The following is a 23,235-nucleotide window of genomic DNA, read 5'->3' as shown; positions in this document are numbered from 1 at the left end:
CTGGAATCTGCAGAAGGAGGCTGAAACCGGTCAGGTGTTCGTTACTCGAGGGGTGTGAATACCGGAATCGCGATATCCGCTTCCTCGGTCGACTCAAACATGACCTCAACAGGGTCACCGATCTCGACATCGTCGGGGTCCACGTCAACGATGTTGGTGACCATCCGTGGCCCCTCCTCCAGTTCAACTGTTGCGTAGATCAGCGGAAGCGCGTCCTCGGGCCAACCAGCCGCCTGCTGGGAGATTGAGAACGAGTAGATCGTTCCGGTCCCTTCAGCCTCAACGAACGAGACATCATTGCTCAGACACTCTGGGCATATCTGTCTGGGGTAGAAGTGAACGAAGCCACAGTCGTTACACTCCGGTACCACCAGCTCTCCGTTGGACGCCGCCTTCCAGTACTCTGCGGCCTCGTCGACTTCGGATACTGGCGGGACAGGGCGTGGTTCCCACGTCATTGGTCTCCCCTCCCAAAGATTAGTGTAACAGCAGCATGACCGCCCGGTCCGCCACCGAGCCCGTGAGCCAGCGTGTATTCGGGATCAGGGACCTGTACTTCCTCGTTCGCCTCGCCACGGATCTGTCGAACAGCTTCGATCATCTTTGTCATCCCACCGCGATTTGGATGGTTCGAACAGAGACTTCCTCCGTCCGTGTTGTACGGTAATTCACCGTCAGGCGCCTTCAGTGCGCCGTCCTCAACGAACTTGCCGCCCTCACCGCGCTCCGCGAAGCCAAGATCCTCAATGGACCGAAGAACAAAAAACGTGAAGGCGTCGTAGATGGACGCATAGTCGATGTCCTCTGGACCAACTTCGGCCTCCTCATAGGCTAATTCCCCAGATTCGACGCCGCCCTGAGTGAGGATGTCTCCGTATCCGGCACGACTTGTCTCGAGGTGCTCGCCGTATCCGAGTACCTCAGCACACTCCCTGTCCAGTTCCTCCTGGACTTCCTTGGAGACGACGAGCATAGCACCGCCACCGTCACTGATCACACAGCAATCCAGCATATGGATCGGGTCGGCGATGATTCGGGAGTCGACGACATCCTCGACCGTGACTGGGTCCTGATACATCGCGTTCTCGTTGAACTGCGCGTGGTACGCAGCAGCCTCCCGAATCTCCGCCAGCTGTTCGCTGGTCGTCCCATGCTCGTGCATATGTCGCCGCGCGTCATGGGCGACACTGGCGATGATCGTATCGCCGTACGTTGAGGTGAAGTGGGAACGGAAATTATCGAACCCGTGGACACCCGTCCCCGTATCCTGGCTTTGAGAACGGGGGCGGCCGGCGAGGGTCACCAACGCGACGTCGCACTTTTCGTTACGAATGGCGTTCACCGCGTGGCCAACGTGGCTCACGTACGACGATCCACCGACCTCCGTTGATCCGAAGGTCGTTACATCAAGATTCATGTAATCCGCGAGGAGAACCGGACCTGTATCCGGTTCGCCGGCGGTATAAAACGCATCGATATCATCTTTCTCCAAGCCTGCGTCCTCGAGCGCTCCTCGAGCGACATCAGCGTGAAGTTCCTGTACGGTCTTGTCCGGAGCCTTACGGGTCGGGTGCTCGAATGCACCTGCAATATAAGCTCGTTTATCTGACCTCATAGTGCCACGTTCTGTCGAACCACACATAAAAATACCGGAACTCGCAATGCGTGTAGTCACAGTGATCGAACCGTCAGGGTGCTCAGGACAAGTGATGAACGGTCGCTACAGACGGCCATATTCCACGATAGCGAGCAAAAGAGGGGGAAAGATTTAAATGAATGGTCAGAAACCTTTTGGATACCGATTATGACTGGTTCGAAGCCTCTCGACGGTCTCAATGTTGTGGAGCTAGGAACGGCTATCTCAGGACCCTTCGCGACGAAGATGATGGCGGACTATGGGGCAACCGTCATCAAGATTGAGCAACCGGATACCGAGCGGAAACAGATGGACTCCGATAACACCGATTTCGAAGGATTCTCCCATACGTTCGCCATCTACAATCAAGGGAAGAACGGGATAACACTGGATCTAAAGTCCGAAGAGGGTCAGGAAATCTTCTTGGAGCTGATCGGCGATGCCGACGTATTTCTCGAGAACTTGCGTAATGGCGTCGTCGAACGGCTCGGGTTCGACTGGGAAACGATGCGGGAGCAAAACCCCGAATTGGTGTACTGTTCGGTCAGCGGCTTCGGTGACACGGGCCCCTACGCAGACCGGCCGGCCTTCAACTCCGTCGTGGAGGGGATGAGCGGATGGCTGTCAGGACAGGACGACGCGATGGGATCACCCATCGCTGTCGTCGACCACCTCACCGGATTCAACGCACTGAGTGGAGTCCTGATGGCGTTACTCAACAGGGGTGTCGACGGTCGAGGGGAGAAGGTCGAAGTCTCGATGTTGGACTCAGCCATTGCGTGCGCGGGCGAGGAGTTCGCTGGCTACTCGGAAGTGCAGGCCGGATTCGACGTCGAAAATCCGTATCAGCCCCCGATGCAGCCATCCGGGTACTACGAAACTGATGACGGCCACATCTCTATGATCGTTCCTGACACTCTCTGGGAGGAGTTCGCTAATGCAGTCGATAAGCCCGAGTGGGCCGATGCGAATCATCACTTCGCCGAGGAAGCGTACCGACTTAACAACAGTGACGAGTTGCAAGAAGAGCTGGAAGCGATACTGAGTGGACGAACCGCCGACGAGTGGCTCGAATACTTTGAATCTGAAGCACCCAAGGTGCCGTGTGGCCCAGTGTACTGGATTGAGGATTTGGTCGAAGATCCACATCTTACGGAGCGAAATCAAGTCCTCGAGGTGGATCATCCGGTCCTCGGGACACACTACCTCCCGAGACCGTCCCTTCGCTTCGCGAACCATCCCGTCGACGGCTCGGACGTCAAGCCGGCGCCCAGCATCGGCGCAGACACCAAATCAACGCTCGAATCTCTCGGATACAGCGAAGAGCAGATAGCGACACTCAGGGAGAATCGCGTGATCTGATTGTGGTCCACGTATCCGTTCACGTTCGAGACGGCCGACGGGAACCACTTGGTGGGTCGTAACCACGTGATCCCCAACGGTTGTCGGTGAGGTAGTTCGGTGGTGTAAGAGGTAGTAGACGTGTGAGATGATGAATGATATCAGCGGATATGGGTCGAGTCACTTGGCGAATTCTTAGTCTGTCAGTCCGATAATATCCTGTTCAGAAAGCTTCTCGATATCGTCGGGCGAGAGCACACGCTGAAGGACATCCGAGGTATGTTCGCCGAACTTTGGCGCCGGCGACCGAATGGCGTGGTCCTCGTCATTCGCCGTCGTTATGGGAAACCCAATCTGTTCGAAGACGGTCCCGTCGTCGAGTTCGACCTCGTCGACGAGATTACGGGCCTCGATCTGCGGATGATCAAATACCTCCGCGAACTCGTTGACTGGTGCCGCCATCGCCTCGTCGGATAGGAACGATTCCCACTCCTCGAGGGTTCGGCGTTCGAACTCGTTCGACAGCTCCTGCATTGCGTAGTGTTTGTCCTCACCGGATGCGAACTGGTACTCCTCAAGGTCCAGTCGATCCAACTCGGCCAACAGCTGCTTCCAAAACTTCTCCTCCGGGGCTGATACGCTGATATACCGACCGTCTTTCGTGGGATAGATTCCACTGCACGGATGAGTGCGCCGGATCGACCGTTCCGACTCGGGTAACTGCTCGCTCATAAACGCCCGCCATCCGTCGCCGGTTGCCAGGGAGACGAGCGATTCTGTCAACGAGACGTCTAAGTACTCGCCGCCGCTTCCTAGCTCCCGGCTCAGGAGGGCGGAGACGACCGAAAACGCCGCCATCAATCCACCAGACATATCTGCGACTGGATAATCCGGGATCGCCGGGACGTCGCCGTCACGGGAGCGCGTTCCGTCGAGTATTCCACCGACGGCCTGATACATTGGATCGTGACCGACACGATCGCTATACGGACCGGTCTGGCCGTAGCCGGAGAGTGAGCAGTAAACGATATCTTCGTTGACCGTCCGAACGTCCTCGTATCCGATACCAAGTCGATCGACAACACCCGGTCGGAACTGCTCGAAGACGACATCCGCTTCTGACGCGAGCTCGAGAAATGCCTCTGTACCCTCTTCACTCTTCAAGTCCATCGCGACACTCTTCTTGTTTCGGTTGACACTGTGGAACATCGGACCGTACCCTGACTCTCCGACCTCTACCGGCCCGAGCCACCGGGCATAATCACCTCTCTCAGGCTCTTCGATCTTGATCACTTCTGCACCCATATCGCCGAGGAGCATCGTGGCAAACGGCCCAGGCAACAGCCACGACAGATCGAGTATCGTAACGTCACTAAGATCCATTGTATTGATCCTCTCTATCATGGGGAATACTTTCTTACTACTTAAGCTACACCATCACGGCATTCTTCACCATGATGCGGACGGGAACACACCTCACTGTCCGTTGTGTCCCGCCCATCTACTGCATCGCCTCTACGCGAAAATTTACACTCAGTCTCCGTATCGGCAGCGATCGAATTCGGGGAGAGGTATCACAGGTTCAAAAGAGTGCCAACAAAAGTCGATGGGAAGGTCTCACTCGACCGAAGTCGTGCTCGTCAGTGCAGAGGGACTCAATCGAGGTACTGTTGTTTGGCCGTCCGCCGATCGAGTTTCCCACTGGCTGTTCGGGGAATCCCATCGTCGATGAAGTGATAGGTGCGCGGTCGCTCGAACCGCGCTAGGTCATCACTCGCCAAGCACCATTCGTCGAGTTCATTCTCGTCCACAGTAGCATCCAGACGGTAGACGAGCGCTGTGACGCGCTCACCGTATTCATCATCCTCGACACCCACGATGGCCGCCTCTTCGACGCTCGGATGGGCGTTCAGGCGCTCCTCGACCGGTGTTGGGAAGACTTTCATCCCTTTCGATGTGATCATAAAGTCCGAACGCCCCTCAAGGTACAGATACCCGCCCTCATCTTTGTATCCGAGGTCGCCAGAGTACCACCAGCCTTCTTCGAATTCCGCCTCAGTCTTTTCGGAGTTTCCCCACGCCCACACTGGGGCGTCGGGTCCCTTTATAATGATCTCCCCAGTCTCCTCAGCTTTAACGGTGTCCTGAGGGCTTGCTCCCTCCTCGATAACACGAACCTGCTGGCCGAGTATCGGCTGTCCAACGCTTTCGATGCGGTCACCTTCCATCTCCGCGCTCGATATAGTGGTTCCGAGGACCTCGGTTGACGCGTACCCGTTGTGGACGTTGTCACAGATATTGTTCTGCAGGCGCTCTAGGGTCGTCAGGTCCATCTTCTCCCCGGTCGAGACGATCTTCTGCAGCGAGCTTAGGTCGTACTCGTCGAGGGTATCGAGTTTCAGAATTTCACGCCACATAGTCGTGACTAGCGTCACCAAGGTCAACTCCTCCTCTTCGATGAGCGCCACGATATCTTCAGGGTCCCACTCCGGCCGGAACACTGCCGTTCCTGAGGACAGCATCGTATTGATGAAATTGTTCCACCAAGAGGCGAACCCTGGACTCAGTACGAGCAAACGTCTAGTGAGTCGGTCGTCGGATATTGTCCGTTTGTGACCTTTGTACAGGATGCCCTCGTGCGTGTGGCACCATGCTTTGGGGCGCCCGGTCGTTCCGGAAGTCCACCAGACAGCAGCGATGTCCGCTGCCTCAACCCGGACGTCCGGCTCTGTACCAGTTTGGTCCGCGATAATCGACGGCAACGACTGCTCGTAGTCGGCTTGTGGAGTCCCCAGATTGAGGACTGTTGGCCGTTCCCCATCGATGTTCTCGTAGACACGCTCCTCGAAGAACTGCGCGTATTCCTCGTCGACTACAAGCACTCGCGGACGGATCGTTTCGATGCAATACGCGAGCGTGTTGGGTGACGCACGGACGTGGAAGTTAGACGGGATGCCACCGGCTTTGAAGACACCGTTTAACGCCACAGCGTGGTTAACCGACGACCCACAGAGAAATGCGACCCTATCCCCTTGGGAGATGTACTGCTGGAACGCGTTGGCCGCAGTAACGCTCTCCCGATCGTACTCCGCCCACGTGAGACGCCGATCCGGGTCGGCGAACGCAGTCGTCTTCGGGTTGTTTTCGGCGGCGATACTCGAAAGTTCGGCTAGCGTCTGAGATTCAATAGGCGATTTTCCGTGCATACGTATTCTATCTAATGACTATGTGTTGTGTTAACGTTATTCTTGTGGTGTGAATCGGTACAATGCTGCATCCTCGTCGACATCATCGAAGACCACCCGTACCTCCTGGCCGACTGTGACGTCATCCGGGTCACAATCGACGACGTTCGTCATAATTCGTGGACCCTCCTTGAGTTCGACATAGGCGAGAACGTATGGCGTCGAATCGCCGTATTCACCGCGGGTCTGGCGAATTACCGTGTAGGAGTACACGATTGCGTTTCCGGACGCTTCGGTCCACTCCGTGTCATCGCTCAGACAATCTGGACAAAGGGTTCGGGGATAGTGATACACCGTTTCGCAGTCTGGACAGCGACGTAGGAGCAGCTCTCCACGAGTTGTCGCGTCCCAGAACGCCTCCGTTTCCGGAGTGATATCGGGTTTCGGAGTGGGAAGGTCACTCATAGGTATCCCTCCTCTCCAAGGACGAGCGTAACGCTCTCCATCCGTATCGAGATGTTTCCGCCGGTGCCGTGTGCGAGCGCGAGCGCGCAGTCGTCAACCTGAACTTCGGGGTTAGCCTCGCCCCGCAGCTGACGAACTGCCTCGATGACCTTGGTCATCCCTCCTCGGTTACCCGGATGGTTGTTACATAGGCCGCCACCATCTGTATTGAACGGTAACTCACCGTCTGGCGCCTGCAGAGTACCGCCTTCAACGAACGATCCGCCTTCGCCTTTCTCACAGAACCCCAAGTCCTCCAGGGTTTCGAGGACGGTAATGGTAAACGAATCGTAGATCGACGCATAGTCGATGTCGTCAGGGCGTACGTCCGCCTCCTCAAAGGCACGGGGACCAGACTCAACAGCGCCGGTGTACGTGATGTCCATGCGTCCGGCCTCACGGTGTTTCGGTGCTTCGCCATGACCCAGGATCACGGGGGATTCTCGATCTAGGCCGTCAGCCACTTCAGGACTAACCACCAACAGTCCGCCTCCACCGTCGCTGATCACGCAGCAATCTAACAGGTGAAGTGGGTCACTGATCATCCGAGAGCTGACGACATCCTCGATGGTGACCGGATCCTGATGCATCGCGTGGTCGTTGTGCTGGGCATGCTGTGAGGCGGCGACACGAATCTCAGCAAGTTGTTCCGGTGTCGTACCGTACTCCGCCATATGTCGCTGGGCTGCCAGTGCATACGAGCCGGCCGTCGATGTTCCGAACACGTCCTCGAATGCACTGCCGGGTGCGGGCGTCGATCCCCCTTCGGGGTCGGCGCCACCGGATGCGGAACGCGGCCTACCGGCCAGCGTGATCAATACGACATCGGCCTTTCCTGTCTTGATCGCGGCCGCGGCGTGGCCCACGTGTGAGATGTACGAAGACCCGCCGACGTCGGTCGTATCGACATACGAAAGGTCCTCAAGTCCCAGATAATCCGCCATCGTCAGGCCCTGTAACCACCCAGGTGCTCCCGCGGTCAGATAACCATCGACATCGTCTTTCTCGATCCCCGCATCCGCCAATGTGCCACGAGCGATTTCGGCGTGGAGTTGAGCCGTCGATTTGTCCGGTGCCTCCCTCGTTGGATGCTCGTATGCACCTGCTATACATGCACTGTTACGAATACTCATATCATGATATAAGAAACCCACACCAAGAACCTTTCGGTAGCTAACCATCAGGATTGACTACTCAAATGGGCCTCGCGAAAAGAGGTGACCGAATCTTCGCTGTCGGGAGTTGGTGACGAAATAAAGAAACCGATCGTCCCTCCATTGATTCTTTTCTGTACTGAGGACGGTATCACTCAGAGGGTTTGTTCCAGTCGTAGCGGAGCATTATCTCGTCGACGGCACTTGTCAGATGGTCCGGGAAGTTTGCTTCGAAATCCTTGCGATCCATCCAGCCGGCTGGCCCATCGATCGCCAAGGCACCGACGATATCGTCGTTTTGAGAGAAAATCGGGGCAGCGATCGCCTTGACCTTTCGATCCGTCTCCTCATCGTTCACGGCATACCCTTGCTCTCGAATATCTGCTAGCTCTTCAAACAGTTCTTGGGGATCCGTAATGGTGTTCGCCGTCTTTTCTGGCAACCCGTATCGCTCGATGATCTGATAGATATCTTCCTCATCCATATGTGCCAGAATCACTTTTCCGGCAGCATGACAGTGGAGGTGTTGACGATGGCCGTTTCGCGTATTAGCGTGCGTCTCGACAGCGTGTTCTCCCCTTGCGGTCTGTACGATCACGGAAATTCCGTGCTCCTCAACGACGACTGCGACTCCTCCGCCGGTCTCGTCAGCTAGTTTCTCGAGATATGGCTCTGCCGTTGGTAAGAAGTCATACTGGTCCTTTGCGGAAATCCCGTGGGTATAGAACTTTAATCCGAGTTGGTACTCTCCATTCTGGTTTACTAGGTACTTCCGATCAACAAGTGTATACAAATATTCGTGAACGGTACTTTTCGCGAGACCGACCTCGTCCGCAATCTCGCTCACCCCTGCTCCGTCATTCTCGTCGATAATCCCGATGATGTTGAGAAGATTATCAGCGGTTTGTACTCGCCTTCGTTCGCCAACTTCTGGTTCCATAGTAGCGGAGTATTCGGCGGATCAGCATAAGTGTTCGGTATATCCAGAGAGATGAATTCCCTATACAGTTACGAGAAGTGTTGCACTGCGACAGGAGGAGTTCCACGTACGAAAGCTACTCTTAGATATCGAACCAATGGCAAATACGGCTCTCGAACTCGTTTGTAGCAGATACGGAGCAATGAACCGGACTGAAAGACGGGACGCGAATGATTTGGTGAAATATCGGGTGTAATGAGTACGCAATGAGTCACTGTCACAGTTCAGTGACGGGAGGTCAGAAGGGTGAAGCGCTCTCTGATTATATCGAACCAATATAATTTTGTTACTATTCATCTTGCATAATGTCTAGAAATGCCAGAGAGTCAGTCTACGACCGGGGTAGAACAATTGGTGGAAGATATTTTATATATTTGGAATGGATTACTTCCAATAGCGAACTCGATGCATTCCATGTCCAGAATCCCCTTTAGAACCGGATACTGGAGAATTGGGGAATATATATTCCGTTCGACTGACTTTCACGGCTGGGATCTCCCATCTCACTCTGGAGAATCGATACTCTGAATATATCGAACAGAGAGTGAGAAGGAGTTACACAGCCATGACAGACGGATACAGAATTGCTATGACACCACTAAGAGCGTCATAATAATCCAGATACCCGTTATGGACCACAGTTTACTTATGTCATTTAGTTATTTTTATTCTTGTGTTTATTATATTAATATATAATAAAATATTATAAATTATATCGAGAGATAATTGAGGACAAGCCACAAGAACAGGATCGAAGAAAAGCTATGACAAAGATAAGTCAGTCATAGTTAGTCCATCAGAGAACACAAAATCTTACCGACTCCCCACCCAATCCGTACGGATATCCGAGCCCGTCAACAAACCCGGGACTGTCGATGATAAGCGAACGATCTGGGCCAGCATCCATCCAATTTCCCATTCTATTACCTTTGGACAAATAAATTTATCGGTTATAGAAATACTCTCAATCAAATATCGGATACCGATGATCTAAAGAAGTATGTTCCATACGAAAGGGAAAGATCTGAGCCACTCGTTCGCAGTTTCTGCGTCAGCAATACTAAATTCTGCGAATAGATATAGTATTTGGGACATATGGTTTAAAATGGATTTGAGTATTGTCCTTCAGAAACAGCCGCGGGTTGCCCCTTATTCTACAAAACCTATCGCTTTGATCAGTAGAACTGATAAGGCTAGCGATTTCTGACACAGACCCAAAAAGTACGCTATATCTTCAATCCTTATCTGAACAGTATTCCGAATACCAAACCTAGCATTGTCCGGATTAGCTGGTTCCAGTAGTATGCGTAGCTCTGCAACCATGTGGCAGTTGCTGGATCGGCGTTTCTAAAATAGTTTCCAAACTGGGAAGTACGTTGTTTTATCTCTTGGAAGAGTCGTTCGACAGTGTTCCGATTTCCGTGTTTTTCGTATCGAACTCGGAGTCCCTGGTTGGAAGTGCAGCGTTGAGCTACGGTACTGAATCGACAAGAAACACAGTGCCCTCGACGTTATATTTCTCTATGAATTCACTCAGAAAATCGAGAGAAGAGCTGTATTTCCCGTTAAATAGAGCTGTACATGGAGAACCTCTTTTGTTTCGAGTCGGCAGCAGTGTACAGCCAATAGCGCTGATCGTTGAGTTGAATCACGGTTCGTCGAGCGCAACGTGATCCGGTTGGTCCCTGATTGCTGGCTGTAGATCGGCTTTCTGTATCCACTTATGACTCGCTGACCTAGTCCGTTCGGTACCGGACTTCACTAACACAGAAACAGTATACAAAAGTGGTAGTTCAGCCGGATGAAGCTGGATACTCAATCGCATCAACTCGCGCGGTGTCGCTTCCTGCTCCACAAAATCTAACTGAATGCCAGCGCTTGGATCGTTGAGGCAGTTGAATTCGGGCATGCATACCTAGACTTCCTACTTGCTTTTCAGACCGTATCTGAACAGCGCCACCAAACTCAACCGATAAAGGCTTATCTGAACCGACCTGATTCTTTATTAGCAATGACTGGATCAAATGACAGCACGAGCGGGGGAAAAACAACTTCACGATCGGCGAGCAAGGTAGCGAAACTGATCAAACAATACGACTTAGTGGGCCTCGGCGAGGAACTTGAGGAACGCTGGACCCGAGAGGAAGACCGAATGAGCCTCCGTGCATTGGCAGAATACTTTAACACGGAACTACTCGCGGCGGTGCTTGCACGAAACACGACGAACGTGCTAGACGGTGAAGCGGAGAATTACTACGAACTATTGACTGACGACGACATAAGCAGCGGCACTCGGATCAAAACTGAGAACAAACTCAAACAATATGGAATCGATGTCGAACAGCTCCGTTCGGAGTTCGTTTCTCGTCAGGCAATACACACCTATTTAACCAAGGAAAGGAACACAAGCTATACGCACGACAATCAAACCGACGATGAACGGGTATCCGCTCGGATCAATACCATCAGACGAATCAAGAACCGCTTAGTCGCCGTGTCCGAGAAGATCCTGTCCGAGCTCACTCAGTCCGACTATGTCTCCGGTGGTCCGACACGTGTCACAGTCCTAGTTCAAGTCACCTGTGAACGGTGTGGTATCCAGTATCCGATAGCAGAGTTCATATCAAACGGAGGGTGCGATTGCGAGGAAGATCGGAAGTAGGACTGTCGGGATCCATCAACAAGCGAACGCCAATTATACAAAGATATATTTAAGTTTTCCTATGTTTATATTATAAATATCGAATGTGTACTGATTTTGTTTGCTAAGATAGGCGTTATACCTTCGAATAGAGATATATCATATAAAAGAATCGCGGATGGTAGATATTAAATATCGATAGCGAAGATGGACGAAGACGAGTTTACAATGCAGTAGTGGGCCCCGATTCATCACCGGCACTCGGAACGCCGACGCTTATAAATAGATAGCAGGATTAATTACCTATAGATGGCACAAGGAAAGTCTACAGTAGAACCAGTAACTATTGACGTGCAGAACATCGGTGGGATCGATCAAACTTCAGTCGAGATCGATCCGGGAATCTCGATCCTTACTGGTCGTAATGCGACAAATCGGACATCGTTTCTCCAAGCAGTGATGGCGGTCGTCGGAAGCAACAATGCAACACTAAAAGCGAATGCCGATGAAGGGGCCGTTGATCTTGAGCTTAATGGTGAAACGTATACCCGGAACCTCAGCCGTCAGGGAGACCAAGTAATCACGGACGGAGACCCGTACCTAGAGGACCCGACACTGGCCGATCTCTTCGCGTTCCTGCTGGAAACGAACGAGTGCCGTCAAGCTGTCGCAAACGATGACGACCTGAGGGAAATTATTATGCGGCCAGTAGACACGGGAGAGATAGATAGGCAGATTAGCGAGTTAGAAGACGAAAAGGATCGCATTGATTCCAAAATTTCCACGCTAGACGAGTACTCGAATCAGCTCCCACAGCTCGAATCAGAGAAGCGTGATATTGAGGATCGCATTTCCGAAAAAGAAGAGAAGTTAGCGAATAAAAGATCTCAACTCGAAGAGATAGACAAAGGAATCGAGGAATCAAAGAAGGAAAACGAAGAGCTGGATACGAAGATGACGAAACTGCAACAGACGAGGTCTCGTCTTAATTCGACACAGCAGGAAATCCAGTCCGAACGCGAAAGCATCGACGCACTTGAGGATGACCTTACGGATAAGCAGTCGCAATTCGACGACTTAGAACCGATTCCCGACGGACGAGTGTCGATCCTCGAAGAAAAAATGCAACGGTTGCGTGGCCAAGTTGAGGAAATTGAACAAACAACCACTGAGCTCCAGTCAGTTATCCAATTCAACAATAATTTCGTGAACGAGGCAAAACCGGAGGTCGTTAGCCAACTGCACTCCGATCCGGACACGACCGATGGAGCGGTTACTGACGAACTCCTTTCGACCGAGGAAGATATTACCTGTTGGACATGTGGGACGAGGGTCGCACAGGAGCAGATCGAATCCAACCTTGAGGAACTCCGCTCGCTACAAGAGGAGAAGATTCAGAAACAACAATCACTCAAACAGAATATAAAGGAATTACAGAACGAGAAAAATGATCTTCAGGAGCGACAGAAAAGCTACGATCAACTAGAGCGGAGCATCGAACGAACTGAAACCGAGATTGACGAGAGACGAGAGACGATTGAGTCCCTGCAGAGTAAGGAAGAAGACCTGTCAAACGAAATATCTCAGCTCGAAAGCGACGTCGAATCCCTGCAAGAAGAGGACCACAGCGAGGTTCTTGAGGTTCAAGAACGGATAAACTATCTCGAGTTCGAACTGCAGGACCTTAAATCGGAGTTGGATAGTGTCGAAGATGAGATCGAATCTATCCAAGACCAGTTGGGTGAGCGTGAGGATCTCAAAATACAGCGGGAAGATGTTATCGCGGAACTCGAGGACCTTCGAACACACATTGAGCAACTCCAAAAACAATCGATAGCGGAGTTCAACGAACATATGGAGGCGGTACTCGATCTCCTCGGTTACGACAACCTGGAACGGATCTGGATCGAACGGACTCAAGAATCAGTTCGCGAGGGACGGCGGAAAGTCGACCAAGATAGATTTACACTTCATATCGTCCGAAGCAATGAGTCAGGTACGGTATACGAGGACACCGTCGATCATCTGAGTGAAAGTGAGCGGGAAGTGACAGGGGTCGTATTTGCCCTCGCAGGCTACCTTGTTCACGAAGTCTATGAGAGGGTTCCGTTCATGCTTATCGATTCGATTGAAGCGATTGATGCAAAACGCATCGCCGATCTCGTCGAATATTTGGAGGGATATGCAGACTATCTCATCGTCGCACTACTAGAAGAGGATGCCGCAGCGCTTGGCGAGAGCTATAGCCGTATTACCAAGATATAGTCGAGTGAATACTGTCTTTAATAGCCTTTAGAATTTTCTACTCATAAAATGTTGTTGTATCCAGTATATAATCTTGATGATAACTCTGCCAAAGAGTTGCAAAATTCTCCCGACAATATGGATCGAAAGGCACTGTCTAGTTAAGCGATTCTAACGTCAAACGCCGTTTCAGCGTCTGTCGAAGCAACACCGATGGGATCTGGGACCATTACTGTTTATGGGACGTTTGCTGAAGCAGCCGAATTTTCGCTGCTCGTGGAACAGGGTCTCTTTATGTTAAATCATAGATGGTAATTTCACAACCGATACCGTCACTTCATTGTCGTCCTGTCTTGCGGTTTCCCTTATCTAGACAGTACCGATCGAAAGAAGCCGACAGAACGGTTACTAGCGGCGATCACGTACAAGAACGGTGTCACGCAAACCGAGTTAGCCGAGTGGTATGCCGTTCAGCAACGGACAATCTATAGCTGGCTCAAGCGACTCAGTAGTATTGAGTCGCTTGAGCACGTCGTAACTGATGGCATAAATCTGGAAGAAGGTGAAAAAACTCAGGAGCATGGTAAGTAAAGTTCGAAAAGGTTCTCTACGAGTCGCCTAAAAAGTTGGCATCGAGACATATGACGCCAGCACTCGTCCAACAGCCTCTTGTCGAATCCTACGTTATCGAGTTTTTGGCTACAGTTACCAGTTATTATTGAAATATATGGGATTAAGATCTTAAGAGGTACGATATACAGTCATCGAGTCCGCTGTAGCTCAAAAAATCATCGGGAGATGGACGACACCGTAGTCCGCCTCATCAAACCAAGAGATCTGTGCAGATTAAGCCGCGTATCGCATGGTTTCCGCGCAGCACGCGGGCATCTGTCGAATTGTCCGGACAACGCGATTGGACGTGTCTTTTAGCTGTGATTATTTAGAACGGCGATTGATTTTCCCCTATTTAAAGGATTTTTACATGTAAGCACGGAAAATACCATTTTTACAGTATGTAACGAGTTCGAAGACAACTTGATCGTTGTTCTGGATGGCGCGCCGTACTTTTAAGCATCGGCCGTCACGGACCTGACGGCCGTGACGATCTCGACGTTATTACGTTTCCGCCGTATTCTCCGGAATTGAACCCCGTCAAAGAGTGTTGGCGGCAACTACAAAGAGGTCGTAGCAACCGATTTTTCGACTCACTTGCCGAGTTAACAACAGCGATCGATACCGCTCTTGATCAACTCTCTAATTCCAAGAGTGAGTGGTTATTTCTAACTTCTACTATAGCAGATCAAGGGTTGAAGCGACACTAGTAGAAGAGACTGAACAGCCCGAACTGAATCGGGAGCAACAGCACGATCGTCGCGACCGAACACGAAACCGTCGCGTAGATCAGCTCCCGCGCCTCGAGATCGCCTTCGTTCAGAATGACAATGAGGACCGCCGACTGATAGGGAAAGAAGTACGAACTCAGCGCCATCGTTTCCGCCAACAGAACGGGGGTAAACGGAAGCCCAGCCGCGTCGACGTACGGAATCAGGATCGGGGTCAGGACGCTCGCGACGGCCAACCCCTCCATCAGGAAGGTGAGTACGAACGTGATGGCAAAGACGGAACCGAGTATCACCGTGAGCGACCCGTCCGTTGGGATCAGCTCGAGCAGATACGTCGCCGCGCTATCGGTGAACCCGGTTTCGGTCAACCCGTCGCCGATCGCGAACACCGCGGCGATAAAGAAGAGGATCGAGAAGTCGACGTCGCTCCCGACGGTGTCGAAGTCGGCGACGCCGATCTCCGGCAGGAACGCGAGGATGACGACGACGACCGCGCCGATCACCGGATGAAAGCCGTGGACGAAATCCGTCGCCCAGACGAGCGCACCGACGAGCAGGAAAACGAGCATCCGTCGTTCGGCACCGGTGCTGGCTCGTCCGCCGTCGGGGAGGTCAAAACTCGAGTCGGCCGACGGGCGAAAGAGGACGTAGACGATGCTGATGACCAGCAGTACGCGGGCGAGACCCATCACGGGGTACATGTGAAGCCACCACTCGGACCACGAGATGGTGTGGCCGGCGATCGACTGCCCGAAGCCCGAAATGATGATGTTCGGGAGGTCCGCGGTCAGAATGCCGGCGGAGCCATAGAACGTCGCGAACAGCGGGCCGAGATAGAGCCCCACTCGAGCATCGCGGGAGTCAAAGAGCGAGCCGAGCTCTCGGAGGATCGGCGCGAGCGCGAGGATGCGGACGAGCGCCGAGGGGACGAGAAAGGCCAGCGCGTGGGCACCAATCGAGAGCGCGAGCAACAGCCGACGATACGTTCGGACCGAATCGGTCGCAGTCGCATCGCCGATGCTTCTCGTCGCGATCCATCGACCGACCCCGTCGGCGAGGCCGCTCTGGCGCGTCGCTTCGCCCATCAGGAGGCCGAAGCCGATGAGCCACGTCGCCGGTTTCTGGAAGCCGACAAGCGCCAACTCAGTCGAGAATGTGATGGCGATCATCCCGAGGCCGATCAGTCCCGTGTACGAGGGCGGAACCGGCGTCAGCACCCAGAGGACGATACAGAAGAGCGTGATCGAGAGCATCGTCGCCGTCGATCCCGAAGCGGACAGCCACGTCGCGGCGGCGACGACGGCGGCGAGCGGAAACGCAACTACCGGTGACCGGAGCGTCGCGATCGCTTCGGAACGCTTCATTGCCCCCTCTTCGTCATCGCGCTAATAAATTCCCGCGATTTGGAATCTCTGTGGTGGCGATTCAGCTTTCGAAACGTAGCAGCCGTCAGAGCCGAGCGGGCCGGTTACGAACTGAATTCCACCGAACCGCGTTCACTCCTCGCCCGAGATCGATTCGATGAGCGTTGCAACGGCCTGTGCCCCGCGTTCGGGCGTGTCGAACGTCGGAATTCCGATGTCTTCCATCTGCCGCCGCTCGTCCTCGAGGGCGTGATCGGGGCCGGCGACCGTAAAGAGAAGCGGCTTGTCGACGTCCGCCGAGAGCTCCTCGAGTTCGTCGACGGGGTAGCCCAGCGAGTCCTCGTAGATCTCGTAGACGATGACGATGTCGACGTTGTCGTCTCGAGCCACGGCGTCGATGGCGTCCCCGAACTCGGGCATCGGGCGACCGGTGTCGACGGGGTTCTCCGCGTACGTAATCCCCTGGAGGATGTCGTCGAGTCGGTCGTGCGTCTCGCTCGTCAGTTCGGGGACGGTCGCCCCGGTACCCTTGAGATAGTCCGTGACGATGATCCCCGGCCCGGCCTGGGCCGTCACGATCCCGACGTTCGGGCCGTCGGGCGTCGGGGTGTCGGCCAGGACCCGCCCGGCGTCGATCAGTTCGGTCGTCGATGACACGGCCGCCAAGCCGGGCCGATCGAACCCGTCCTCGTAGATAGTATTGTCCTGTGCCGGGGCCGCCGTGTGCGCCCGGGTGAGGTCGCCGATGTCATGTTCTCCGACCTTGAACGCGGCTATCGGGGTCTCGGCGTTCCGACAGGCCTCGAGGAGGTCGGTGACGTCCTCCGTCCCCTCGACGTGCATGATGATCGCGTCGGTCTGCGGATCGTCGTCGAGCACCGGGATTACGTCGGCGAACTCCGTGTTTACCCGGTTTCCGAGGCCGACCATCGACGAGATACCGTACCCCTCGCGGGCCAGCTGGAACGACATAGTAATGCCGACGCCGGCGCTCTGGGTGACGAGCCCGACGTTGCCGGATTCGACCTCGCGGATGCGAGGGACGAATGACCCGTACAAGTCCTCGTTCGGGATCGCGTACCCCGCCGTGTTCGGGCCGAGAACCGTAATGTCGTACTCGTCGGCGATCGCCGCGATCTCATCTTGGAGCTCCTTCCCCTCGCCGCCCATCTCGGCGAAGCCGCCGGCGAAGATTACGGCCGCGCCGACACCCGCCTCACCGCACTCCTCGAGGACGTCTGGCTGGAGGTGACTCGGTACGCAACACAGCGCCAGGTCCGCGTCGGTCTCGCCGACCGAGTCGACGAACTCGTAGCCGAAGACGGTCCCGGAACTCGAGGGGTTCACGGGATAGACTTCCGTGTCGGAGGCCTCGACGTTAGACATGGTATCGTTCCCGAGTTTCCCCGGCGTCGCCGACGCGCCGATGACGGCGATGCCGTTCGGATCGAAGATATCGGACAAGCTCATACCGGATAAATCGAGCATCGTCTCATAAGTTTCGGGGTTTCCGCTCACCAGTCGACGCGAGCGATTCCTATCACGGATCGGATCGTCCCGGAGTCCCCGTCGTACTCGGGGTACTGCCGGCCTCCGATGTCTCCACGGGGATATCGTCGAACCTCGTTCCCGAGGATTATCGCGAGAGGGCGTGTGCGAGCAGTTCGACGGGCGTCGGGGGCTCGTCACCGTCGAGCGAGCTTCCGGCGAGCGAGCTGCTGGACGGAACCGGTTCGATCCGACTCTCTCCGAGTTGTGTTCGACAGGAGGTTCCCGGCGCGGCAACGACCTCGGAACCGCTGTCCTCGATCTGGTCGAAGAGGATGTCGCCGATGGACTGACTCAGCGAGTAGTGTTCGGCTTCGTATCCGAACGTGCCAGCCATGCCACAACAGCCTGAGTCGAGCGGATCGACGGCGTAGCCGGCCCGCCGGAGGACGCCGACAGCGTGGTGGTCTTTCTTCTCCGCCGTCTGGTGGCAGTGGCCGTGGTAGACGACCGAATCATCGGGCGCTGCCCACGCGACGTTCTCGTCGAGTCGGAACGTGTCTAGATACTCGCAGAGGCCGTAGGCGTTCGCGGCGAACGACTCGACAGCGTTCCCCGATCGCAGATCTAGCGCGTCGGACTGGAACATCACGGCGTCGGAGGGCTCCGCAACGACGATGTCCCATCCGGCTCGGATGCGGGGCTCGAGTTCGGCCACGTTCTTCTCGATGGCGTCACGGGCCTTGTCGATGAACCCCTTCGACAGCGCCGGCCGGCCGCTGTCGGTCCGGTCTGCCAAGTCGACGTGGACGCCCGCCGCCTCGAGGACGCGAACCGCCGCCTTCCCGACCTCGGTGTGGCTGTAGTTCGTGTAGGTGTCCGCGAAGAGGACGGCCTTCCGCTCGGCGTCGGCCACGGGAACGCGCGTGCCGCCTCGCTTTTCGAACCAGTCCTGTAGCGTCTCCCGCTGGAACGCGGGCAGCGACCGCTCGCTCGCGATCCCGACGGTCTTTTCGGCGATCGTTCCCGAGCCGGGAAGTGATTGCACGATGTTCGAGACCGGCGCCAGGGCGCTGCCGACCGCCGCAAGCGTGTCGAAGTTTGCGAAGAGCCTGTCACGCAGGCTCGCGCCGTGTTCCTGGTGGCGCTCGTGCATGACTTCGGTCTTGAGCTTCGCCATGTCGACGCCGCTCGGGCAGTCCCGCTTGCAGCCCTTACAGCCGATACAGAGGTCGAGGATCTCTTCTGCGAACTCGTCGTCGGTGGGGTCGTCGGGCAGGTCGCCGCTCATCGACTGCCGGAGGAGGTTCGCCCGCCCGCGCGTGGCCGTAACCTCCTCGTCCGCGGCCCGGTAGGTCGGACACATCACGCCGCCGGTGGTCTCCTGCGAGCCGCGACAACCACCGCAGCCGTGACAGAGTTCGACCATCCCCTGCATACCGTTCTCGTTGTCCCAGTTCAGCGACGGCTCGAGTCCGGCGTCGTACTCGTAGTCGTCGTCGTACCGGAGGTGCTCGGTCATGTCGTGATCGCCGCAGACGTTGCCCGGATTGAGCAGCCAGTCGGGATCGAACGCGGTCTTCAGGTCTCGGAAAGCCTGCCAGAGGTCGTCGCCGTAGAGCTTATGATTCCACTGAGTGCGCGCGCGGCCGTCGCCGTGCTCGCCGGAGATGCTACCGCCGAACTCGACGACCATGTCGGTGACCGCTTCGGCGATGGCGACCATGTCTTCGCGGTCCCGATCGGCCTTCGTGTCGACGAGCGGGCGGACGTGGAGTACGCCCGGCCCGGCGTGGGCGTAGAACGCCGCGTCGTCGTCACGGTCCTTCTCGGTGAGCAGCGACTGGAACCGCTCGACGAACTCCGGGAGGTGTTCCGGCGGGATCGCACAGTCCTCGATGAAGCTGATATGTTTCTCGTCGGATGTCCGCGAGAGCAGGATCGGCAACCCGGCCTTCCGGAGCGTCCAGAACATCTCGCGCTCGCCCTCGTCGTGGGCCTCCAGTCCGGCGAACGCGATGGTCTCGTCGATCGCCGGCCGGTCGGCGGGCGGTTCCGTCTCGGTGTCGGTTCCCGGTACCCTGTCCCCGAGGAGGCCGGCGGTCTGCTCGCGGCCGTGACCATCGTTCTCGGCGTAGAACTCGACCAGCAGCGCCGCGTCGGCGTCAGTCGGGACGAGCGACGCCGCCTCCTCGAACTCCGTCGTCTCCCGAGCCAGTCCGAGGAGCACGTCGTCGATCAGTTCGACCGCCGCGGGCTCGTGCTCGAGGACGTGTTGGACATCGGTCACGGCCCCGAGGACGCTCTCGTAGAACAAGAGGGAGACCGCCTTGGTCTCCGGGATCGGCTCGAGTGCGACCTCGGCCTCGGTGACGAGGGCGAGGGTCCCTTCGCTGCCCGCGAGCAGGCGCGCGAGGTTGACGGTTCCCGTCTCGGCTTCTGCGACGAGCACGTCGAAGTTGTACCCCGAGACGTTGCGTTTCAGGTCGGGGAAGCTGTCTCGAACTTCCTCGCTCTCGTCGTCGATGATTCTAACGACTTCCGAATAGATCCGATCGAGGAGGGGGCCCTCTGGGTCGGCGGAGTCGCGGAGTTCGTCGACGGCGATCTCGCCGAGCGTCGCGACCGTTCCGTCGGCCAGCACGACTTCACACTCCTCGATATAGGCGTCGGTCTTCCCGTAGACGAGCGAGTGAGCGCCCGTCGAGTTATTCCCGATCGCGCCGCCGATCGCGCTGCGGTTTCCCGCTGCGGGGTCAGGTGCGAACTTCAGGTCGTAGGGGGCGAGCGCCTCGTTGAGCTCGCCGAGAATCGTCCCGGACTCGACACGAGCGCGCCGCTCGTCGGGATCGATCGTCACGATGCCGTCCATGTGGCGGGTGAAATCGAGCACGACGGCTTCGTTGACCGCCTGACCGGCGAGGCTCGTGCCGCCGCCGCGGGGCAAGATCGGGATCTCCCGTTCCGCACAGTAGGAGACCGTCGCTGCGACGTCGTCGGTCGATTTTGGGTAGACGACGCCGATCGGCGTCAGTTCGTACGCGCTCGCATCGGTCGCGTACAGTTCTCGTGTGTAGGTGTCGAACCGGACGTTGCCGTCGACTCGGTCGCGTATATCGTCGACCAACGCCGGCCGATCCACGTCGTCCGAGACGAAATCGTACGTCGCCCGCTGATCGGCGATCTCGTCCCCAGTGTCGTCTCCTGCGTCGAATGCGGTAGTAGGGCTCGCAGTCATCCTCAACTGAACACTTAGTCGTTCGTCACAAGTTTCACAACGATAAAGCATTCGACACCGACCGACGACAGGTCCCAAACCGCGGCGCGAACGACTCGGGGCGATCCGGTCCTCGACGACCGTCTCGGAACTCCATTGGACGCCATCGGCCGGGCTCAGGGACGTGACGGGATGCGATGCAAAGGCCTATCACTCTGCGATCAGTTACCACCGGCTATATGCGCGGCTGTCAGCGCCGGTTGGACGGCGAGTCGGTCGCCACCAGGACGGGGCGCGGCCGCCGATTCAACAACCAATGACAACGATACTACTGTGTGCCGACACTGACGTCGAACAGGTATCGAAGCAGGTCGCGTCGATTACGACGCTGCCCCTCGAGACGGACGCCGTCCGAGTCGTCGTCTACCACGTCTTCCGGACCGACGGGGGGGACGCGGACGCCGGCGACCTCAAATCCGTCAGCCACGCGGTCGCGGAACTCGAGGAGGCCGGATTCGACGTGGAGATTGCCCAGTCGAGCGGCGATGCTGTCCGAAACATCCTCGAGATGGCTGCGGAGATCGATGCGGATCATATCAGCATTGCCGGCCGGAAGCGGTCGCCGACCGGGAAAGCGCTCTTCGGTAGTGTCGCACAGCAAGTGACTCTCCGTTCGGCGCGCCCGGTACTGTTCTCCGCCGCGAGCGAGTAACTCATTCGCGATCCCACTTGACTCGAATTCGGACGAACACAGGTGTCACGTCGACCAAGATTACAGGAGGGCGACATATACCGCGCCACAGACCAGAGCTTTGGTGATCGGGATGAGGATGATCGTCCGCATCACGAACGGAAGGAAGAGGTCACGGAATCGGATCGGGATGTCGTCGAACATGTCGACCACCATCGGAGCCGACGCGGCGAAGAAGATCGCCTGCGAACTCACGACGAACACCTTCGTAATCAGGCCGGTACCGACGGCGAATGTCGCGACCATCTGCGGGCAGTCTCTGGACGACATCGGGAACAGCACGAACGCGTTCACCGTCCAGATCCCCGGGCGAACGGGCGGGAGACGAACCGCCCTCGCATGGTTCTGAGGAGGGCGCTATCGTGGTGGGACAACGTGACCACAACTGTTATCATAATTTGCTCCATCAATGCGACTCATGAGCGGTGATACGACAGCAGATCCTGTGCTGATAGCTGGTTCCGGGCCAGTCGGGATGACAGCGGCGTTAGCACTACACGCGCGGGGCGTCGAGGCGACGATTCTCGAGGCCGAGTCCGAAGACCGGGACCGATCCGGGAGCCGTGCCATCTACGTTCACGGCTCGACGCTCCGGACGCTCGAGCGGATCCACCCGGGACTCGGAACCGACCTCGTCGACGAGGGACTCGTCTGGCCGACGCGACGCACGCTCTACCGGGGAAAAGAAGTATTCAACCGGACATACGATTCACCCGGCGGCTCCGGCGACATTCCCCACTTCACCAGCGTTCCGCAGGTCGTGACCGAGGCGTACATGCACGACGCGTTGGAGGAGGTCGGAATCGACATCCACTGGAACGCCGAGGTCGACACCGTCGAGACGTCTCCCGATGGGGTTCATGTCGAAACGGCCGACGGCCGGGAGTGGGCGGGAGAGTTCCTCGTCGGTGCCGACGGCGGCGGCTCGACCGTCCGCAGCGAAATTGGCGCGAACTTCGAGGGCGACCAGTCCGAGAACGCCTTCATCATCGCCGACGTCGAGGACGAGGAGATCGACAACGACTCTCCTGACCTCGAGCGGGTCTTCCACTACGACGCCCCGGAAGCCGACGGCCGGAACGTACTGCTCGTCCCCTTCACCGGCGGCTGGCGGCTCGACATTCAGTGCATCGGGGACGACGACCCCGAGGAACTCAGCAGCGAAGAACGGATGCGCGAGTTTGTCCGCGACATCATGGGCGAGGAGTACGAGGATAACCTCAAGTGGGTCTCGAGCTACTACTTCCTCCAGGTGATGGCGGACACCTTCGTGGACAAGCACCGTCGCGTGCTCCTCGCCGGCGAGGCGGCCCACCTGCTTGCGCCGTTTGGCGCTCGCGGGATGAACTCCGGGATCGCCGACGCCGACGAGGCGGCCTCGGCCATCG

General features: G+C 56.4%; 16 protein-coding genes and 2 pseudogenes. 6 read left to right on the top strand and 12 right to left on the bottom strand.

Annotated features, from left to right (window positions below; all coding sequences use genetic code 11):
• Positions 1-41: 41 nt before the first annotated feature.
• Together PGX04_RS05020 and PGX04_RS05015 are read right to left on the bottom strand one after the other, a co-directional pair.
• Positions 42-458 (bottom strand): Zn-ribbon domain-containing OB-fold protein, encoded by a 417-nt coding sequence (locus PGX04_RS05020; protein ID WP_273737496.1) that lies wholly within the window; start codon positions 456-458, stop codon positions 42-44.
• Positions 455-1,615: a thiolase domain-containing protein gene (locus tag PGX04_RS05015; protein WP_273737495.1), complete on the bottom strand. Its 1,161-nt coding sequence runs from the start codon at positions 1,613-1,615 to the stop codon at positions 455-457. The genes PGX04_RS05020 and PGX04_RS05015 overlap by 4 nt, the downstream gene beginning before the upstream one ends.
• Positions 1,616-1,693: 78 nt before the next feature.
• Here PGX04_RS05015 and PGX04_RS05010 point away from each other — a divergent pair, with 78 nt between their 5' ends.
• Positions 1,694-2,998, top strand: a complete 1,305-nt coding sequence (locus PGX04_RS05010; protein WP_273737494.1) for a CaiB/BaiF CoA transferase family protein — start codon at positions 1,694-1,696, stop codon at positions 2,996-2,998.
• A 174-nt stretch (positions 2,999-3,172) separates the two neighbouring features.
• Here PGX04_RS05010 and PGX04_RS05005 read toward each other — a convergent pair whose 3' ends face one another.
• The 6 genes and pseudogenes from PGX04_RS05005 to PGX04_RS04980 form a co-directional block, all read right to left on the bottom strand.
• Complete coding sequence (locus PGX04_RS05005; protein ID WP_273737493.1) at positions 3,173-4,360, bottom strand: CaiB/BaiF CoA transferase family protein; 1,188 nt, start codon at positions 4,358-4,360, stop codon at positions 3,173-3,175.
• Between the two features lie 272 nt (positions 4,361-4,632).
• Complete coding sequence (locus PGX04_RS05000; RefSeq protein ID WP_273737492.1) at positions 4,633-6,183, bottom strand: class I adenylate-forming enzyme family protein; 1,551 nt, start codon at positions 6,181-6,183, stop codon at positions 4,633-4,635.
• 36 nt (positions 6,184-6,219) lie between these two features.
• Entirely contained in the window at positions 6,220-6,627 is a 408-nt protein-coding gene (locus PGX04_RS04995) for a Zn-ribbon domain-containing OB-fold protein (RefSeq protein WP_273737491.1), read from the bottom strand.
• Positions 6,624-7,847 (bottom strand): thiolase domain-containing protein, encoded by a 1,224-nt coding sequence (locus PGX04_RS04990; protein ID WP_273737490.1) that lies wholly within the window; start codon positions 7,845-7,847, stop codon positions 6,624-6,626. Before PGX04_RS04990 ends, PGX04_RS04995 begins: the two co-directional genes overlap by 4 nt.
• A gap of 124 nt (positions 7,848-7,971) precedes the next feature.
• Positions 7,972-8,760 (bottom strand): IclR family transcriptional regulator, encoded by a 789-nt coding sequence (locus PGX04_RS04985; protein WP_273737489.1) that lies wholly within the window; start codon positions 8,758-8,760, stop codon positions 7,972-7,974.
• Positions 8,761-10,040: 1,280 nt separating this feature from the next.
• Positions 10,041-10,708 (bottom strand): annotated as a pseudogene (locus tag PGX04_RS04980) (transposase domain-containing protein).
• A gap of 102 nt (positions 10,709-10,810) precedes the next feature.
• Between PGX04_RS04980 and rdfA the strand changes: the two are divergent.
• The 3 genes and pseudogenes from rdfA (at position 10,811) to PGX04_RS34415 (ending at position 14,968) form a co-directional block, all read left to right on the top strand.
• Positions 10,811-11,461, top strand: a complete 651-nt coding sequence (gene rdfA, locus PGX04_RS04975; protein ID WP_273737488.1) for a rod-determining factor RdfA — start codon at positions 10,811-10,813, stop codon at positions 11,459-11,461.
• 288 nt (positions 11,462-11,749) lie between these two features.
• Positions 11,750-13,705 (top strand): archaea-specific SMC-related protein, encoded by a 1,956-nt coding sequence (locus tag PGX04_RS04970; protein WP_273737487.1) that lies wholly within the window; start codon positions 11,750-11,752, stop codon positions 13,703-13,705.
• A gap of 318 nt (positions 13,706-14,023) precedes the next feature.
• Positions 14,024-14,968 (top strand): annotated as a pseudogene (locus PGX04_RS34415) (transposase).
• Positions 14,969-15,002: 34 nt separating this feature from the next.
• On the opposite strand, the gene PGX04_RS04955 reads toward PGX04_RS34415, so the two are convergent.
• The 3 genes from PGX04_RS04955 to PGX04_RS04945 form a co-directional block, all read right to left on the bottom strand.
• Positions 15,003-16,391 carry an SLC13 family permease gene (locus PGX04_RS04955; protein WP_273737486.1) on the bottom strand — a complete coding sequence of 463 codons (1,389 nt, stop codon included), beginning with the start codon at positions 16,389-16,391 and terminating at the stop codon, positions 15,003-15,005.
• Positions 16,392-16,523: 132 nt separating this feature from the next.
• A complete protein-coding gene (locus tag PGX04_RS04950) occupies positions 16,524-17,861 on the bottom strand; it encodes a CoA-binding protein (RefSeq protein WP_273737485.1) in 1,338 nt (445 codons plus the stop codon).
• Positions 17,862-18,027: 166 nt separating this feature from the next.
• Complete coding sequence (locus PGX04_RS04945; RefSeq protein WP_273737484.1) at positions 18,028-21,117, bottom strand: FAD-binding and (Fe-S)-binding domain-containing protein; 3,090 nt, start codon at positions 21,115-21,117, stop codon at positions 18,028-18,030.
• Between the two features lie 295 nt (positions 21,118-21,412).
• Between PGX04_RS04945 and PGX04_RS04940 the strand changes: the two genes are divergently transcribed.
• Positions 21,413-21,808 (top strand): universal stress protein, encoded by a 396-nt coding sequence (locus PGX04_RS04940; RefSeq protein WP_273737483.1) that lies wholly within the window; start codon positions 21,413-21,415, stop codon positions 21,806-21,808.
• Between the two features lie 60 nt (positions 21,809-21,868).
• Here the strand turns inward: PGX04_RS04940 and PGX04_RS04935 are convergent, their stop codons facing one another.
• Entirely contained in the window at positions 21,869-22,093 is a 225-nt protein-coding gene (locus PGX04_RS04935) for a hypothetical protein (protein WP_377042264.1), read from the bottom strand.
• Between the two features lie 172 nt (positions 22,094-22,265).
• Here PGX04_RS04935 and PGX04_RS04930 point away from each other — a divergent pair.
• A partial coding sequence (locus PGX04_RS04930) for an FAD-dependent monooxygenase (RefSeq protein ID WP_273737482.1) occupies positions 22,266-23,235 on the top strand: 970 nt, incomplete at its 3' end.

This window comes from Natrinema soli (assembly GCF_028618695.1).
The sequence above is the reverse complement of the archived record's forward strand: the minus strand, read 5'-3'. Positions and strand labels throughout refer to the sequence as shown.

Excerpts from the sequence above, each read along its gene's own strand:
- PGX04_RS04935 (WP_377042264.1), bottom strand. The coding sequence starts at position 22,093 with ATGGTCGCGACATTCGCCGTCGGTACCGGCCTGATTACGAAGGTGTTC.
- PGX04_RS04945 (WP_273737484.1), bottom strand. The coding sequence starts at position 21,117 with ATGACTGCGAGCCCTACTACCGCATTCGACGCAGGAGACGACACTGGG.
- PGX04_RS04950 (WP_273737485.1), bottom strand. The coding sequence starts at position 17,861 with ATGAGCTTGTCCGATATCTTCGATCCGAACGGCATCGCCGTCATCGGC.
- PGX04_RS04990 (WP_273737490.1), bottom strand. The coding sequence starts at position 7,847 with ATGGTTAGCTACCGAAAGGTTCTTGGTGTGGGTTTCTTATATCATGAT.
- PGX04_RS04970 (WP_273737487.1), top strand. The coding sequence starts at position 11,750 with ATGGCACAAGGAAAGTCTACAGTAGAACCAGTAACTATTGACGTGCAG.
- PGX04_RS05020 (WP_273737496.1), bottom strand. The coding sequence starts at position 458 with ATGACGTGGGAACCACGCCCTGTCCCGCCAGTATCCGAAGTCGACGAG.
- PGX04_RS04995 (WP_273737491.1), bottom strand. The coding sequence starts at position 6,627 with ATGAGTGACCTTCCCACTCCGAAACCCGATATCACTCCGGAAACGGAG.
- PGX04_RS04985 (WP_273737489.1), bottom strand. The coding sequence starts at position 8,760 with ATGGAACCAGAAGTTGGCGAACGAAGGCGAGTACAAACCGCTGATAAT.
- PGX04_RS05005 (WP_273737493.1), bottom strand. The coding sequence starts at position 4,360 with ATGGATCTTAGTGACGTTACGATACTCGATCTGTCGTGGCTGTTGCCT.
- PGX04_RS04955 (WP_273737486.1), bottom strand. The coding sequence starts at position 16,391 with ATGAAGCGTTCCGAAGCGATCGCGACGCTCCGGTCACCGGTAGTTGCG.
- PGX04_RS05015 (WP_273737495.1), bottom strand. The coding sequence starts at position 1,615 with ATGAGGTCAGATAAACGAGCTTATATTGCAGGTGCATTCGAGCACCCG.
- PGX04_RS04940 (WP_273737483.1), top strand. The coding sequence starts at position 21,413 with ATGACAACGATACTACTGTGTGCCGACACTGACGTCGAACAGGTATCG.
- PGX04_RS05000 (WP_273737492.1), bottom strand. The coding sequence starts at position 6,183 with ATGCACGGAAAATCGCCTATTGAATCTCAGACGCTAGCCGAACTTTCG.
- rdfA (WP_273737488.1), top strand. The coding sequence starts at position 10,811 with ATGACTGGATCAAATGACAGCACGAGCGGGGGAAAAACAACTTCACGA.